This window comes from Pedobacter rhodius, from assembly GCF_027213645.1.
Lineage (GTDB): Bacteria > Bacteroidota > Bacteroidia > Sphingobacteriales > Sphingobacteriaceae > Pedobacter > Pedobacter rhodius.
The window spans coordinates 71,245-88,229 of record NZ_JAPWGL010000003.1; the positions used below are offsets into that span (position 1 = coordinate 71,245).

Annotated in this window: 15 protein-coding genes; 2 read left to right on the forward strand and 13 right to left on the reverse strand. The window is 36.9% G+C overall.

From position 1 onward, the window contains the following. Positions 1-25: 25 nt before the first annotated feature. Positions 26-2,005, reverse strand: coding sequence for a fumarate reductase/succinate dehydrogenase flavoprotein subunit (locus O0931_RS10380; protein WP_269415509.1), 1,980 nt, complete (start codon positions 2,003-2,005; stop codon positions 26-28). Between the two features lie 18 nt (positions 2,006-2,023). Beyond that, entirely contained in the window at positions 2,024-2,704 is a 681-nt protein-coding gene (locus tag O0931_RS10385) for a succinate dehydrogenase cytochrome b subunit (protein ID WP_269415510.1), read from the reverse strand. Positions 2,705-3,263: 559 nt separating this feature from the next. On the opposite strand from O0931_RS10385, the gene O0931_RS20140 reads away from it, so the two are divergent. Then, positions 3,264-3,422 carry a GxxExxY protein gene (locus tag O0931_RS20140; RefSeq protein ID WP_428982691.1) on the forward strand — a complete coding sequence of 53 codons (159 nt, stop codon included), beginning with the start codon at positions 3,264-3,266 and terminating at the stop codon, positions 3,420-3,422. Between the two features lie 67 nt (positions 3,423-3,489). Here O0931_RS20140 and O0931_RS10390 read toward each other — a convergent pair whose 3' ends face one another. The 11 genes from O0931_RS10390 to O0931_RS10440 form a co-directional block, all read right to left on the reverse strand. Then, positions 3,490-3,681 carry a cold-shock protein gene (locus O0931_RS10390; protein WP_010599638.1) on the reverse strand — a complete coding sequence of 64 codons (192 nt, stop codon included), beginning with the start codon at positions 3,679-3,681 and terminating at the stop codon, positions 3,490-3,492. Between the two features lie 111 nt (positions 3,682-3,792). Continuing rightward, positions 3,793-4,416: a tetratricopeptide repeat protein gene (locus O0931_RS10395; RefSeq protein ID WP_269415511.1), complete on the reverse strand. Its 624-nt coding sequence runs from the start codon at positions 4,414-4,416 to the stop codon at positions 3,793-3,795. After that, the gene (locus tag O0931_RS10400; protein WP_269415512.1) at positions 4,404-5,546 is read right to left on the reverse strand and encodes a tetratricopeptide repeat protein; all 1,143 of its coding nucleotides are present in this window, start codon (positions 5,544-5,546) and stop codon (positions 4,404-4,406) included. Before O0931_RS10400 ends, O0931_RS10395 begins: the two co-directional genes overlap by 13 nt. Continuing rightward, positions 5,525-7,678 carry an urea transporter gene (locus O0931_RS10405; RefSeq protein WP_269415513.1) on the reverse strand — a complete coding sequence of 718 codons (2,154 nt, stop codon included), beginning with the start codon at positions 7,676-7,678 and terminating at the stop codon, positions 5,525-5,527. Before O0931_RS10405 ends, O0931_RS10400 begins: the two co-directional genes overlap by 22 nt. 181 nt (positions 7,679-7,859) lie before the next feature. Beyond that, the gene (locus O0931_RS10410) at positions 7,860-9,203 is read right to left on the reverse strand and encodes a type III PLP-dependent enzyme domain-containing protein (protein WP_269415514.1); all 1,344 of its coding nucleotides are present in this window, start codon (positions 9,201-9,203) and stop codon (positions 7,860-7,862) included. A 149-nt stretch (positions 9,204-9,352) separates the two neighbouring features. Further along, the gene (locus tag O0931_RS10415; protein WP_269415515.1) at positions 9,353-10,420 is read right to left on the reverse strand and encodes an ATP-grasp domain-containing protein; all 1,068 of its coding nucleotides are present in this window, start codon (positions 10,418-10,420) and stop codon (positions 9,353-9,355) included. 15 nt (positions 10,421-10,435) lie between these two features. Then, the gene (locus O0931_RS10420; RefSeq protein ID WP_269415516.1) at positions 10,436-10,678 is read right to left on the reverse strand and encodes a PqqD family protein; all 243 of its coding nucleotides are present in this window, start codon (positions 10,676-10,678) and stop codon (positions 10,436-10,438) included. After that, complete coding sequence (locus tag O0931_RS10425) at positions 10,675-11,376, reverse strand: LytR/AlgR family response regulator transcription factor (protein WP_269415517.1); 702 nt, start codon at positions 11,374-11,376, stop codon at positions 10,675-10,677. The genes O0931_RS10420 and O0931_RS10425 overlap by 4 nt, the downstream gene beginning before the upstream one ends. A 14-nt stretch (positions 11,377-11,390) precedes the next feature. Then, positions 11,391-12,578 carry a sensor histidine kinase gene (locus O0931_RS10430; RefSeq protein WP_269415518.1) on the reverse strand — a complete coding sequence of 396 codons (1,188 nt, stop codon included), beginning with the start codon at positions 12,576-12,578 and terminating at the stop codon, positions 11,391-11,393. Between the two features lie 44 nt (positions 12,579-12,622). Next, positions 12,623-13,132, reverse strand: a complete 510-nt coding sequence (locus tag O0931_RS10435) for a hypothetical protein (protein ID WP_269415519.1) — start codon at positions 13,130-13,132, stop codon at positions 12,623-12,625. 852 nt (positions 13,133-13,984) lie between these two features. After that, complete coding sequence (locus O0931_RS10440) at positions 13,985-15,532, reverse strand: trypsin-like peptidase domain-containing protein (protein ID WP_269415520.1); 1,548 nt, start codon at positions 15,530-15,532, stop codon at positions 13,985-13,987. Between the two features lie 399 nt (positions 15,533-15,931). On the opposite strand from O0931_RS10440, the gene dapF reads away from it, so the two are divergent. Next, entirely contained in the window at positions 15,932-16,714 is a 783-nt protein-coding gene (dapF, locus tag O0931_RS10445; RefSeq protein WP_269415521.1) for a diaminopimelate epimerase, read from the forward strand. Positions 16,715-16,985: the final 271 nt, after the last annotated feature.

The window sequence follows — 16,985 nt, forward strand, 5'->3', positions numbered from 1 at the left end:
AAATCTTGATACTTATTACTTGCTACTATTTATAACTTCTTTGTGCTACTTTAATATTTTCAAACTTCAACTCCTCTTTATGCAGTTCGAAGTTTACACCTTCTTTAAACTCCCAGGCGGCAACGTATGCGTAATTTACATCATCACGTAATGCTTCACCCTCTTCTGTCTGGTATTCTTCACGGAAATGGCCACCACAACTCTCGTTTCTGTTTAAAGCATCGATACACATTAACTCACCTAATTCGATAAAGTCGGCCACGCGACCAGCTTTTTCCAATTCTGTATTTAACTCATCTGCAGTTCCCGGAACACGAACATTACTCCAGAATTCGGCACGTAATGCTCTGATATCTTCAATTGCTTCTTTTAAACCCTTCTCGTTACGTGCCATTCCACATTTCTCCCACATAATATGACCTAAACGTTTGTGGAAATGATCTACAGTTTTAGTTCCTTTTATGTTTATCAATGTATTTAGAATGCCTTTTGCTCTTTCTTCAGCTTCAACAAATGCAGGGTGATCTGTCGGTATTGCTTTTACTGAAATTTCTTTCGATAAATAAGCACCAATAGTATATGGAAGCACAAAGTAACCATCGGCCAAACCCTGCATCAATGCAGATGCACCTAAACGGTTAGCACCGTGGTCGGAGAAATTAGCCTCTCCGGTACAATATAAACCGGGAACAGATGTCATTAAGTTATAATCAACCCAAAGTCCGCCCATTGTATAGTGAACCGCAGGATAAATACGCATTGGCGTTTCATATGGGTTTTCACCGGTAATCTGCGCATACATATCGAAAAGGTTTCCGTATTTTTCTTTAATAACAGCAGTACCTAGTCGCATACAAGTTTCCTTATCCGGATTATGAATTCCTGATTTGGAAGCCTCAATTCTGCCATAACGTTCGGTATTTGCTTTGAAATCGAGGTAAACAGCTAGTTTAGATGCACCTACACCGTACCCGGCATCACAACGTTCCTTTGCAGCACGGGATGCCACATCACGAGGAACCAGGTTACCAAAAGCAGGATAACGACGCTCTAAATAATAATCCCTTTCCTCTTCAGGAATTTCTGAAGCTTTCCGGGTATCATCTTTCTTTTTAGGCACCCAGATACGTCCATCGTTACGTAACGACTCCGACATCAGGGTTAGTTTAGACTGGTGATCGCCGGAAACCGGTATACAGGTTGGGTGAATTTGCGTATAGCAAGGGTTTGCAAAGTAAGCGCCCTGTTTGTGGGCTTTCCATGCTGCAGTAACGTTACTTCCCATTGCATTTGTAGAAAGATAGAATACATTACCATAACCACCTGTTCCTAAAACAACCGCATGACCAAAATGACGCTCAAGTTCGCCTGTAATTAAGTTACGGGCGATAATACCACGGGCTTTACCATCAATTTTAACAACCTCAAGCATTTCATGGCGGGTGTACATTTCAACTTTACCCATACCAATCTGGCGTTCTAAAGCAGAATAGGCACCTAATAATAACTGCTGACCAGTTTGACCTGCAGCATAAAAAGTACGCTGAACTTGTGTACCACCGAATGAACGGTTATCTAGCAAACCGCCATATTCGCGCGCTAAAGGAACACCCTGAGCAACACATTGATCGATAATGTTAACGCTTACCTCAGCTAAGCGATGCACATTGGCTTCGCGGGCACGGTAATCGCCACCTTTAATCGTATCATAAAATAAACGGTAAGTGCTATCACCGTCGTTCTGATAATTTTTTGCTGCGTTGATACCACCTTGAGCAGCGATAGAATGTGCTCTGCGGGGCGAATCCTGAAAGCAGAAACACTTTACTTTATAACCCATTTCAGCTAAGGTAGCTGCAGCCGAAGCACCCGCTAAACCCGAACCTACAATAATTACTTCAATAGTTCTTTTGTTCGATGGATTAACCAAAGGCACAGAAGACTTATATTTTGTCCATTTACTGGTTAATTCACCTTCCGGAATATTTGAATTAATATCTGACATATCTCTTTTGTGCTAAAATTAATTGATTAAATGTGTGTAGACTGCAATTGGCATCAAAGCGAAAACGATCGAAATGATGATTGCATACCAAACGCCTACATTTTTAATTATGCCGTTATATTTTGAATGATTCCAACCCATTGTTTGAAAGGCTGAAGCGAAACCATGCAGTAAGTGATAACATAGGGAAATCATTAAAAGAACATAAGCTGCTACCCTTACCGGATCTTGAAATTTCGCTCTCATTACCGCATATAAATCTTCGTTACCGTTTGCGTCTACTGTTGGAATTCCGGTAAAACGGGAAACTACCCAGAAATCTTTAAGGTGAATCACTAAAAAGATAAGTAATAGTGTGCCTAACAAACCCATTGAACGACTGTACCATTTGCTATTTGCACTACCATTGTAAGCAGCATACCCCTCTGGCCGGGCTTTTTTATTCTTAATTGTAAGATTAAGCGCCTGGTAAATATGTACAAGCAAGCCTAAGAACAATACGTACTCACCAGCCCTTATTATCCAGTTAGTCGCCATAAAATGTGCCCCGATATTAAACTTTAACCCGTTATCGTCAAGAAAAATCAACGAATTAATACCAGCATGTACAATTAAAAAAAGTATCAGGAATATACCTGTAATACCCATAACGTATTTTCTTCCTATTGATGAAGAAAGTGCATTTCCGAAACCACTCATTTGATTAGGATTTATATCTAAATTTCTTGCAAAAGTATCTAATTATGAACTTAATTTATAAACGATTGTGACAAAACAAGGATAAAACATTTATTTAGAAACATTCTAAAGCATCTTTGCAAATAAATTGACGAGTAAGCTTATTATGGTTTGACAGAAAGGTATACAGGAACTTTAAAATTTGAATGGTTCTTTACTTTTTATTGCCATAATAAGTTAACTAAAAACAAATCTTAACTTAATTTCCTGAATAATAAATACTGACAATTTCATTTATCACCATTAAGAAGTTAATGGTAATTAATTTGTAGCCGACCAGGATAATAAGATACATCTCTTAAGTTTCTTATTCATTTAATGCGAAACAGCCCTATATTTAGTATAACAGACCTGCTATTTCTGGCCATCCTCTGGTTTGTTAAACATAAAGTTTCCTGATTTTATTAACTTAGTAATGACTAAAAAACAAATTACTCAATTGTCTTGAAACAGCTGGCTGTGATGTCGATTTACGTCTGGATTTATTTGTAGAAAAAACAATTGTTAGCGAAATAAAGCCATTACCAATATTCTTCCTGTTCACGAAGCACAACTAATGACCTATATGAAACTGGTTCCAGCCCTACAAGGAATATTATTAAACTTCTTTGCAGATAACATCAAAAAATCTGCCAGGTATTATGTTAATGATTTCTTTAAAATTCTCCCGGCGGGATAAAAAATATGGCAAAAAAAAGTCCCGGTAATATACCGGGACCTTTTACGATTTATGTGTTCGAGTTTTCTTAAGCTACTTTTACATTTACCGCGTTTAGGCCTTTTCTACCTTCTTCTACATCGTAGTTTACGGTATCATTCTCACGAATGTTATCAATTAAGCCTGAAGCATGAACAAAAATTTCGGCATCGCCATTTGATGGAGTAATGAATCCGAAACCTTTAGTTTCATTAAAAAATTTTACTGTTCCTTGTTGCATTATATTGTATTTTAATTTATTTCAAAGATATGGTTAAATACCTATAAATCAATTTTTTATTTTTATAATTAAATAATCACCAAATATCCTGATTAATTGGCCATTAAGCCACTATTTTACAGCTCTGTTTAATCCGTCGATGCTTGATGTGTCGCCAGGTTTTATTAATAATGCCCTCTCGAAACAACCTTTTGCCTCCGTTTTTCTACCTGAAAACAGCAATGCCCAGCCTAACATATGGTTGCCATCATAGTCGAATGGATAGGCGCCGACAACCTTTGCAAAATATTTTGATGCCGCAGCATATTGTTTTTTATTATATATAATTACGCCTAACCAATAATTAGCCTGCGTATTTTGCGGGTCAACTTTAAGAATATTATTATATTGCTCTGTCACTTTATCCCAATTGCTTAGTAACGAAAGCGGCTTTATTAAACCGAACTTTGCCTCAATAGAATTCGGGCGAATGTTAACGGCGCGCATATAATAATTTTGTGATGCCGTGTAATTTTTGGCAAGGTAGTATAACCAACCGATTCTTAAATTTGTCTCATAATTACCTTCGGCATAAAATGGCATGATGTAACTTATCGCTTCCGCATAATCTTTTTTACTTTCTTCATTGTAACTATTTTGAAAAGCTTTTTGCAAAGCCGTATTGCTTTGCGCTTTTATCTCAAAAACAGATAAGCTAAGAATTGCAAATATTGTAAATCGCTTTAAAAATTCCATGTAATGCTACCGTTAACAGAGTGTTGTAAATAGTTAAATCTAAATATATTATCAGATTTACGTTCAAATGTATAATTCAATCCTAAAAGTAAGTGTCGTTTTAACAAAAAATAACAATTGCCGCCGGCCTTAAATTTAGTTTTATCGAAACCGTTATAAATATACAGGGCATCTGCCTCGGCATAATTGTACTGATTACCTAAAGTTACGACACCTTCAACCCAGAAATTTCGAATTGGCTTAACACCAAATTTTTGCTGAAAAACCGGGTTGTTATTATTCAAAACATCAACGATAGATATCCGGCTAGTGCTATAGAAATCTAAATTACCCGTTATATATTTCGTAAACTTCAAACTATACTGCCGTGTTTTTTCATCACCTATCTGCGATAAAATAAAATCACCTTGTAAATCGCTACCGCTGTCTGCATATCTTAAACCCAATAAAGCTGCATTATTCTGGTAAATCAAACGCCATAATTTAGATTTCATATAATGATAGGCGCCGATAATGTTAATTTTCCGGAAAGGGGTATAATTTAACCGTGCGTAATAGCCGGGCTGTTCAATATTATCATTTCTTACCGGCTGTTTGAAGTATGTAAAAGAAGTTAGTAAGCTTAACTTATAATTTAATCTTAAATCTACAAAAGCCCGTGAAAAAGAAGAATTCCCGCGTTCGTAAATATCAGTGAATTTAGCACCTGCTTCTGCACCGGCTGCAATCAGTTGAAGTGATTTTATTTTTTCACCCTCCACAACTGCGGTATCTAATCCAGGAACCAGATAAGCGGCATCTTCTATCCGGTTCAGGTAAAGATTGCTTAAATAAGAATAGTACAAAGCGATTTGATTGTGTTTATCTGTCTGCAAAATTTTATCATAATGCGATAAAGCATTACTGTAATTTCCCCTCACAAAAGAAGCATAGCCTAGTCTCAATCTCAGTAAAGAAAAGTCTTTTCCATCATTAATTGATTCTTCTCCAAATGCAAGCAGTTGCTGCCATTCTCCTCCATTGAATAGTGCCAAAGAAATACTGTCTGCTTTTTGATAATAGCTTTGCGCCCCGGCCATCTTCATAAAAACGACCAAAAGCAAAACAGTTAGTTTAAACCTGTTCCCCATTTTACTTTTGATATTTTGTTCTTATAGAGAATTTCTATACTTCTGATTCCATTTACATCGACCAGAATTTTACTATTCATAAGGGTTTTATCTTTCCCAAAAGCCCGGTTTTTTGCAACTGATTCCAATGTAATGCCTTCACCACCGGTAAAAGCAATATTGTGATAGGTGTTTTTAGTGAAAGTATAAAAAGGCGCAATTAAATCCTGCAACCACAAGCCGGGATTAAAATGCTCAGTATCATTAGCAAACACATCATTTGCCTGATGTGCAGAATAGTTTATTTTGTAAGCCGATTGATAGAAAATAAACAATAAAGATTTGCGATTCCCGTAAAACCTGGTAAAGTAAAAAACGTTCTCATTATTTACAAAATAGGCTATTGCTCCATTTTCATGGCAGAAAAAATAGGTGTAGTTGAAATCATCAGTAAAAACTTCCCAGGTTTCTGACTGCTTAATTTCGTTTGATACCCTGGTTATATAACCGGGCTGGAAATTGAAAGCATGTTTCAGATAAGGATTGATTTCCGGCGATTTTACGACTTCATTTTGCTTGGGAATTTCGAATGATTTTAACTCATTAGTTTGCTCATTTACAAAATAGGCGAAAGGATAGGCAAATGTTTTCGAACCGATAAAAGGTGTTTTTTGAACCTGGAAGTGTAAATGTGGCTCCGGCGACCTGCCTGAATTACCACAAAGTGCTATAACATCACCTTGCTTTACATAATCGCCAACTTTTACTTTTACTGAATTCTTTTTGAGATGTGAAACTTTCGTAAATAAATTATCGGTATGCTTTATAACAACCGTATTACCCCAGTTTTGCGCTAAATTAACCTGTCCGATTACATTATCGTCGACGTGATCAATTACTTCGCAAACATAACCAGCTGCAGCAGCTAAAACAGGCTTGTTATAGCAATAGTAATCTTCTGGTTTTATTCCCGGCCATTCGTAGGTTTTATTATCGATATCTTTGAGCACAAAATCTAAAGCTTCGCTCCATTCTCCCTTATGGGTAATGTCGCCGTTGTAAGCCTGAGAAACTGACCAGGAACCCATGAAAGGTAAATTTAATGCTAAGTATCTAAAACCTTTTAATCTTTCCTCACCATTTAGAAACTGATATAAATTTGTTTCAGGCGAGTAATTCTGTAAAGCGGTAAGTTTTAATTTTCCGGTTGTTTTTCGGAGCATGAAAAAATAAAGCAATCCAACCGTAACTAAACAAAATGGCATGGAAAATACGGGCAAACTATGTATGCCCAATAGCCTGGAAATACCATTTAACACCAAAAAGATTAACGGAATCGTAGCAATTGCCCACAGATAAGAACGCCATGAAGGGATAAGAAAAAAACCGCCGATGGCACAACTTACCATCATAAAATTTGCACCTAAATGGTAGTAGCTGATTCCATCGGGATAAGTACCGGTTAAATGATTGATAATACATGCGGCAACGAATCCAATTATGAGCAAGCTGAATCCGATACGGGAATGGATAAAAAAGCCCAGACTGATTAAAATACCCGCGAAAATGCTGTTTTGAAACAGAACAGCGCTTACCGATCTGAAAAACAGCGCAAGGTAAGCCGGCATATTTAATTTATCAAAGAAATTGCAGATGCTGGTAAAGCGAGATGGCACATTCGTGGCTAACTCAAAAACCAGGGAACTGCTTTTTTGTATTAACCCCATACCGGCATAGCCATTGGCAGCAATTAAAACTATCCAAAAGGTTATTACAAAAGGAATTGATAAAGTGGGCAGGGCGTATTTACCTAATAAAGCAGTCAGGCTAACACTTAAAACAACACAAAGCAAACATGCAGCAGCCAGCCAAAACCAGAAAGCGTAATTAAAATTATAAAAAGTGCCGAAACCAATACCAAGTAAAAGCGGGTTAAAACTGTATAAACCTGATTTTATATTTTCTTTATTAAAGCCTGAGGAATTTACTAAAAGCAACGCGCAAATTAGGCATGCAAGTCCGGAGATGCCTGCATTAAGGTTGAACATGGAAACAACAAATAATAATGTACCTAAAATCTTATTCTGCGAGAAGAACAAAATTGCGTAGCTGTTTAAAGCTGAACTAAGGTGATATCGTATGTTTTTTTTCAAATGTTTAGCTTAAAACCACCCCCAACCCCTCCTTGAAAATAAGGAGGGGAGTTAGTAATTCGGTGTATTTTATGTTCTATTATTTCCAAGTGCCTTGAACCACAAAACCCTATTTTTAACAAAATCACTTTTCATAAATCACCATCTGCTCCCCTCCTAATTGAGGAGGGAAGGGGGTGTATTATTTTAAATAATCAGGCAGTTGTTCCATCATTTCCAAATATTCCAGTGTTTCGGGTTTTCTTATCAAATGGCATTTTGCATTTTGGTCGATCAATACAACTGCAGGGCGCATGTTAATAAACTGCATCCACTGTGTCATGTTATAAGCACCAACTTTGTGCACCACAACATTATCTTTAGGTTCTAAAAGTGGTAAGGTTATGCTTTCACGTACAACATCTACATTCATACAAAGCGGGCCGAAGAGAACGGTATCTTCAGTGTACTGACCGGCCTCCTGAGCAACGCTGATTTTATGATCGTACCAGTTTGAAGTAAACAAGATGTTTATTCCGAAATCCATAATCGTAGCTCTTCTGCCATCACTTAAACGCTTGTTTGCAACTACACTTCCGATTAAATAACCGGCATCATCAATTAAAACCCGGCCACATTCTAAAATTAATAGCGGTAGTTCATCAGCAGTAAAACCGAACGACAAGATGGTATTGGTTATGGCATCGGCAAACTCCTCAACAGATGGCACGGTATCAACGCCGGGTAAATAAGCCCCCTTTAATGTATTGGTTGATGGAAAGCCGCCACCTAAATCTAAATACTGAATTGGATTTTGAAGTTCAACTTTACAGCGCATTGCCAACTCACAAAGCTTATTTGCCGCCACAGCATAGGCGGAAGTGGAAAGCATAAATGTACCGATGTGGCAATGTAAGCCTGTAAGTACCAGGTTTTTTGCTGAAATAATTTTATTAATTGCTGTCCAGGCCTGGCCATTTTCGTAATTAAAACCAAATCTATCCCAGATTGGGTAAGTACCTGTATCGAAATTCACCCTGATGGCCACTTTAGCTTTTTTATCTATTTGTTCGCAAATGCGGATGATTTGGTAAAGCTCGTCGAAATGATCAATGTGAATCGAGGAGTGGTTTTCAATTGCCAGGATTAAATCGGCTTCTTTTTTATCCGGTCCATTAAAAATAATCTGATTACCGGCCACTCCATTCCCTAAAGCTTTATGATATTCGAAACCAGAAACAACTTCTGCCCAACTTCCTTCCTGATGAAAAATTTTACAAACCGCGTTTAAATAATTCGTTTTATAACTCCAGGCAAACTGAACTTTTGGATACCGGGTTTTAAAAGAACGCGCCGCAGATTGATAATTTTTTCGGATTTGTTTTTCAGACAATACAAAAACAGGCGAACCGTAATCTGCGATCAGGCTTTTGATGGATACACCGCTGATTTCTTTTACAGGGTCGAAATCAGTTCTGGTGCCGAACTTATTCATAAATCCGGTATTCATCTTTTTTATGCTTGGACGTTCGTATTTTTGTTTCATTTATTTTGTAGTATCAAGTATCAAGTAGCAAGTAGCAAGTAGCAAGTAGCAAGTATCGAGTATTAAGTATCAGGACAATCCCATTTTGCCACAATTTTATTAATAATAATGCGCCATAAGTTTGCAATTTATCCTGACCAGCTCATAATTTACAATTCACCAAATACCGATAATTTTTGAAAGTCTTCAACATCAACAATATTGTCTGAAGCATAGCGAATAAACATTTTACCGACTTTATAGCCTTGAAATTCGTTGACAGGATTACCTAAAGCCAAATCAACTAATGCTTTTGGCTGATTCTGGCCTGCGGCGGCAGTTAAATAAACCCATGCCGGGAAACGTGGATTTACTTCCATAATATATAAATCACCATTATCCTCACACATAATTTCCAGTTCAAAACTACCTTTCCATTGTGTTGCATTTGCAAAATTTTTTGCCAGGTCTATCAGGTTTTCATTCTCTATGGTAATTCCCGCCCAGGCTTTCCCTTTTTCAGTAATATATAATTTTCGCATCGGAATAACACTTAAAGCATTTCCTTTTCCATCAGCCAAACCTGCTATATTTATTTCTATACCTTTAATAAATTTTTGCATAATAATCGGCAAGCCCCACTTTGCCTGTAACTTATAGAAGGCGTTGTAAGCATCACTTAAATTCTGAACCGTATATGCATCATAAAATTTTCCCTTCACAACTAATGGGAAGCCAAGTTTTTCTGCCGAACTATTGATTTCAGACGCTTTAAAGATTACATCGTCTGCCGGAACTTTAAAATTATTCTCATCTCCAAAAGCTTTTAAATTTGCCTTATCGCGTTGTATCAGTTGCTTATGCGAGGGTAAAAAAGTATGAATTCCCATTTCCAGCAAATCCTTTTCTATCTTAATGAAATTATATAATTCTGCATCAAAATTCGGAATTAAAACATCGATTTTCTCAATCTCCTGAATGTGTTTAATACGTGTTTTTAACGCTTCAATTCCAGCCGCAGGATAAGGAATTCTATATGTTTTATCTACTTCATCACGAAGGTAAACTGCGGGTTCCAACGTTTCGTACGCTAAACCTATTATTTTCAAATCCGCATTAAAGCCCGCCCGCAATGCCCTGATAACCGCCAAACCAGGCCCGGGGTTATCGTTAGCATTTAAACCTGTAACCGCAATAGTTAAAGCTTGAGTTTGTTTTTGATTTAAAAAAGCGGACATGATATTTGTTTGTAGCTACAAATCTAACAAATTTGCTTCTTTTAGTTGCTGCATATAATCATCCCAGTCTTTTTCCAACTGGAACGATTCAACTTCGTATCTGTCTAATATTTTTTGTTTTATCTTTTCTTCCGTTTCACCCGATTTCATTAGTGCTAAAATTTCCGATGCAATGCCGTTACTCGTAAAGGAATCGCCGGTAGACGGGTTGAAAATAAAACCATTTTCGCTGGTTGCAATGTTTGCTTTTAACCTCATAATCCCTTCTGCTGATTTATAAAATTACTATAGGCATCCCCGATTGGCAGTTCCGCATTGGTTAAATTTACTTTTCTGTTATGAATTGATTTTATCTTAGTTAAAGCAACAATAAAACTACGATGAATCCTGGCAAACTGATCTTCAGGTAATTTTTCCAGAACCTTTTTCATCGTCATTAGCGTCAGAACGGGCTTATCATTTCCGCTTAAATAAATTTTTAAATAATCGCCCATGCTTTCAATGTATTCCATATCGCGAAGCAAAATCTTAATCATTTTATACTCGGAGTAAACATATAAGCTTTCGTTATTTGTATTTTCCTGAACAGCATTTTTATACTTATGAAAATCGATGGCTTTTTCAACCGCAGCAGTAAACCGGGTAAAATCTATCGGTTTTAAGAGGTAATCAACCGCCTGCAGTTCGTAACTCTCGAAAGCATAATTTCGATAGGCTGTAGTAAAAATTATCATCGGGCTATTAATCAGGCTACGGACCAGCTCCACACCTGTAATGTCTGGCATATTAACATCTACAAAAAGTAAATCCACAGGGTTTTGTTTCAGGTATTCAGCTCCTGAAAGTGCATCCTCAAAAACCTGAACGAGTTGCAATCCGGGAAACCTGGCCACATAGGTTTTTATGAGTTCCAAAGCTAAGGGCTCATCATCGATAGCAACACATTTTAAAGCCATACGTTAATTTTTGGTTAGCAATTTACATAAAGATTTACCGAAAACATTTCATTAACATTGTTGATATCCAGTTTAAAGCGATTCGGATAAAGGTGTTCCAGCCTTTGATGCGTATTCATAATTCCTATTCCTTTACGCTCCAGATTACGCTTATGCTGATAAATTTTATTCTCACATGTAAAATCGATTTTATCTTTTTCAATGCTTAAATTGATGTTTATAATTGTTTTTTCCTTTTTCGTTACTCCATATTTAAATGCATTTTCTATGAAAGTCATAAAAATTAAAGGTGCAATTTTTTTTCCCTCCGGTTTACCCTGAACATTAAAGTTAATTTCTGCATCTGCACCTAAACGTAAACGTTGAAGTTCGATATAATCGCGAACACAATCGATTTCATCTTTCATCATTACAAAATCCTGCGTAACATCATCCGTAACGTAGCGCATAATGTTCGAAAGCTTCATTATACTTTCCGAAGTATGTTTACTGTTGATAACCGACTGTGTATAGATGTTGTTTAGTGTGTTAAATAAAAAATGCGGATTGATTTGTGCCTTCAGAAAGGAAAGCTCGGCTGTTGCCTTTTCAGCTTCTGCTTTTACCACTTTGGATTCGGCATTTTGCCAGCGTTTAACCGTACTTGTCGCAATACTTAAGCCCATAATCATCATAAAAATGAAAAGACTGATTACATCGATATTCTGCGACTGATGCAAATCCAAAATCCCGGCCGGTTTTTTCAGATTTGGATCCTGCATGCGTAAATCTTCATTAGGTAAAGGGCCGAAAGGCATACCTGCATTTGGCCCGACAGTAGAATCATTGCCTGGTTGCAACGTTCGGTTTAAACCTTTCGGCTGCGAATCCTGTAGTGTACCCAATGCGGCCATTACACTTTTATTATGTCCCAATAAATTATCATAAGGCTGAGCATAATATACAAATCCGAATAACAATAAAACAACCGCACTGTAAATGACATATCGTTTTTTAAACATCAGCCTGGGTACTAAAACCATGGCATTAACGTAAAACATCAACATGTAAGTAAGGCAAAAAAGCCAGTAGTAAGGCGATGCCAGCAACAAGAAACTACTTTGCCCCGATTGCTCGTTATTAATAAACAAAAGCGGGAAAGTCAAAAACAAAAGCCAACCTGCTGTATGAATAATGAAAGTCGGGGTTTCGAAGCGTTGCATGCTACAAATTAATAATAATTTTCCGGCTAAAAATAAAGGTAGTTTTAACCATAAACCAATTCATCGCTTTGTTCGTAATTTACCACCAATTCATTAGTCATCTCAACCATAAAAGTTTTGTTATAACAATCTTTTACATCATAACTTAATATAAGCAAATTGCCAATAATTTCATTTAAAACCAACCTTGGACTGGTATACGTTAACGAAACCACGTGACCGGCTTTATTCAACAAATCGGATGCATAAATGTGTAGTTCGGCCCAATCGAATAATATCGGATTACCATTGGTATCTAGCAACAAAGGCATTTTATTTTCTAAAGATTCGATTGTATGCATAACAGCATAATGCAGTTTTTGATGCATACAATTTGCTTTTTCATTTGCCCGGCACATTTGCGAAAATGTATGCAAGGTTTGATTTAGATTATAAGGTTTAGATTTCTTTTGGAACTCCTTATAAGTATCGTGAAAGATCCTGCGTTCGAAATCTGTTCTGCACATGAAATTAAAATACTGTTTTGAGCTAAGGTTGATGTAAGCTAAAGCCATAATATTCGGTTTTAATTGCTGATTCAAATATGATATAATAAAATCCTTTAATTTGTAGAGTATCGGTAAAACCTGATATTCAATCGGTAAATGCGAAACTAAATGGTGATTATGAATTTAGAATGAACATGTCCCTTTTAACAAAACGAGTTAATTAGCTGAATCGCTTCATGGAAGTGAAATAAAAACGATGTGGAACATCAACTCAATCGTTTTTTCGACTGAAATGGGGGAAAGCTTCGACCTTGTTAAAGCTATTTCAACTTTAAAAGATTTCTCGGCTTCGTTACCATTGACAGATCAAAAGAAAGTCGTCATCTCGATCCGATAGCTACCGGATGACGGGCTCTAGAAGGCTTGATTTTCCTGTTTTTTTTGTCACTCATATTGATTTTTATGAAATAAATTATCACTCGAAATGACAGCCTGGCAATCAGTTCTGTTACAGCTGGGCTCGTATTTTTACCGCTTATCAGTTTGCCGAAATAAAAATGATTTGCAAAGCAGGTTTCTGTGCTTTTCGGTTACGAAAGTCCTGCCAGCCGCTTTACTCAGCCGAAAGAAACCTGTGCGCAAGCGAGCATTCCTATAATAAAACAGAAACAAACGCTTAAATTCGGCTTTCGTGCCCGCTTTTGTCAGGTTTAGAAAACTTGGGATAGTTCAGGATAACCAACAGATGAGTTGCATAATTTTTATAGAGCGGCCGTCATAGCGAGGTAAGAAGCAATCCTACAACTATCGCTATTATATCTAACGCATTAAGATTGCTTCGTACCTCGCAATGACGAAAAACAAAAAAAGCTTCCTGATGTAAAATCAGGAAGCTTTTTAAAACTATTTTTTAATTAATTATTGAGCTGGAAAACTAAAGTTAAATATTCCTTGCTCATTCACTCCAGACATATAAATCATACTATTTCTGGTTTGAGGCAACGCTTTCTGAACGTCGGCAACAGAGTTTACAGGCTGACCATTCACTTTCGTGATAATCAAACCTTTCTCAACACCAATGTTATCGAAAGCTTTTCCGGTAGTTACCGAACTTACCACAACACCGCTGTTTATACCATACTTAGATTTCTGTGCTGGTGTAGCCGGAACAAAAGTTGCACCTAGTTTTGAAACCTCGACGCTTTTTGTAGCAGCAGTACTTGTATTAACACCAACGCTCGATTCACCTTTTAATGTTACTGTAAAATCTTTTAAAGAACCATCTCTTAAAACACTTAATTTTACCTTATCACCAGGGTTTAAACGACCGATTCTTTCCTGTAAATCAGGTGAATCGTTAATTACAACACCATCTACCTTTTTAATGATATCGCCTGATTTAATACCTGCCGCTGCACCGCCGCCACCAGGAACCACTTCATTAACATATAAGCCACTAACCTCTTTAGTTTTTAGTTCTGAAGGGTTGTCAGCACTTAACGGTTGAAAGCTAACACCAATATAACCGCGTTTCACTGAACCATATTTCATAAAATCATCAACGATTTTACGGGCTAGATTTACAGGAATAGCAAAGCCGTAACCCTGATTATAACCACTTTGCGATGCAATTGCGGAGTTAATGCCAACCAATTCGCCATTTGCATTTACTAAAGCGCCACCGCTATTTCCAGGATTAATTGCTGCATCAGTTTGAATAAATGATTCGATACTTGTGTTAGCCGGGCGATCAGGTCTTTTACCTGTACGTTGGTATTCGCGATATTCTTCTTCAGTAATTTCGTTACCTTCTTGTTCACGGCCAATGATACCGATACTTCTGTTTTTAGCACTTACAATACCTGCGGTTACCGTTGTATTCAAATCTAATGGGAAACCGACAGCTAAAACCCATTCACCAACCTGAACATTATCAGAGTTACCCAATTTTACAACAGGTAAACCTGTTTCATTTACTTTAATCAAAGCTAAATCCGTATTCGGGTCGCGGCCAATAACTCTAGCTTCAACTTTACGCCTGTCAGTTAATATTACTTCAACTTTTTCAGCATTTTCAACAACGTGGTTATTGGTAACAATGTAACCGTCCTGGCTGATAATTACACCTGAACCAGATGCTGCTCTTGGCTGACGTTGCAACTGGCGACCACCACCGCCAAAGAAATCTTCGAACATATCCATAGGTGATGAACCCCGGCTACCGCCACTTTTTGTAGCATAAGTCGTTTTAATGTGAACAACACCCGGCGCAACAGCGGCTGCTGCCTGTGTAAAATCTAAAGTGCCTGCCGATGATACTTTTAGTGGGTTGTTGGCGAAGTATAAATTCTGTTTCTCTGAAATTGTACTGCCTGTTTGGTTTCGCTCAAATAGTTTGTAGCCTCCAATTGCTGCTGCCCCACCTATAAAAGCAGCTAACACGGTAATTCCTAATATTTTTTTCATGTGTTTATTGATTGTTTTTAATACTTATGAAGCTATTAAAAGCTTTCTGTAAATCTATCTGGTCAGCTTTTAATGGTTTCACATGTTTGATAATTGTTTTTTTTAATCCACTCATATTACAAGCCTAATTGCCAGCTAATTGTTTGCCTTTAATATTCGTTCGTTATTTGTATTTGTAAAAGTTGCAAGAGCATTTATTCACTTTGATTTAAGCAGAATGCTCAGGCAGTTTTTATCTGCTCAAATTTTCTTTCGTAAGTTTATTCAAATTTAATACCATATAAACGATATTTGCATCTCCAAAACACTTCAAGCTGTGTTAAAAAATGTTAAATTAAAAAACATTGCGTATGAAGTGGCATTTGCAACTCAAATATTGCATTAAATAATGAAGAATAAATGAAAATTAATTTCTTTAAATATCAAGGCGCCGGCAACGATTTTATTTTAATAGACCATACCACCAGTCCGTTAAAAAACATTGATAATGAGCTGATTGAACAACTATGCCACCGCAGGTTTGGCATTGGTGCAGATGGGCTTATGTTTATCACCAGGCATGAGAACTACGATTTTGAAATGCATTATTTTAATGCCGACGGTAAATTAGGCAGTATGTGTGGTAACGGCGGAAGGTGTATCGTTGCTTTCGCTAAACACTTAGGTATCATTGACATGGAGGCGAACTTTTTGGCAGTCGATGGCCCTCATTATGCCAGAATTTCAGCATCTGGTGATTGGGTAGATTTACAAATGATTGATGTAGATACGGTAACCAGGGATGCTGATGCTTATGTTTTGAATACAGGTTCACCTCATTATGTTATACAACAACGTGATTTAGATGGATTTGATGTATTTACCGCCGGTAAAAGCATCCGTTACAATGCCACCTACAATGAAAAAGGTATTAATGTAAATTTTGTTGAAGATAAAGGCGACCATTTATTTGTTCGTACGTACGAACGTGGCGTTGAAGATGAAACCTATGCTTGTGGTACAGGTGTTACCGCGGTTGCCATGGCAATGGCTAAACATAAAAATCAAACCGGACATATTACAACAGACATTAAAGTTCTAGGTGGTGATATTAAAATAGAATTTGACTACGATGGGCATAAGTTTACCAATGTATTTTTATGCGGTCCGGCGAAATTGGTTTTTGAGGGTGAGGTTGATTGAGATTTCCATTGAATATTTTAACCAGTCATTCGTTCCCTTTCTAATTAAACAACTGTGTACTTTTCACACTATCAAAATAAAAACTGGCCGATTTTCTAAACAATTGCGGCTGTCTTAATAGCACATTGCGTCCATTTTAACAAGCTTTAACATCTGTCTCAATTTATTTACACTCTATTTTTTTCTTCCAAAAAAACGCTTTAATTAGCTAAAAAACAACTATTTAAATAAAATACAAGCCCCTCAAAAACACAAAATAAATCAATCGATT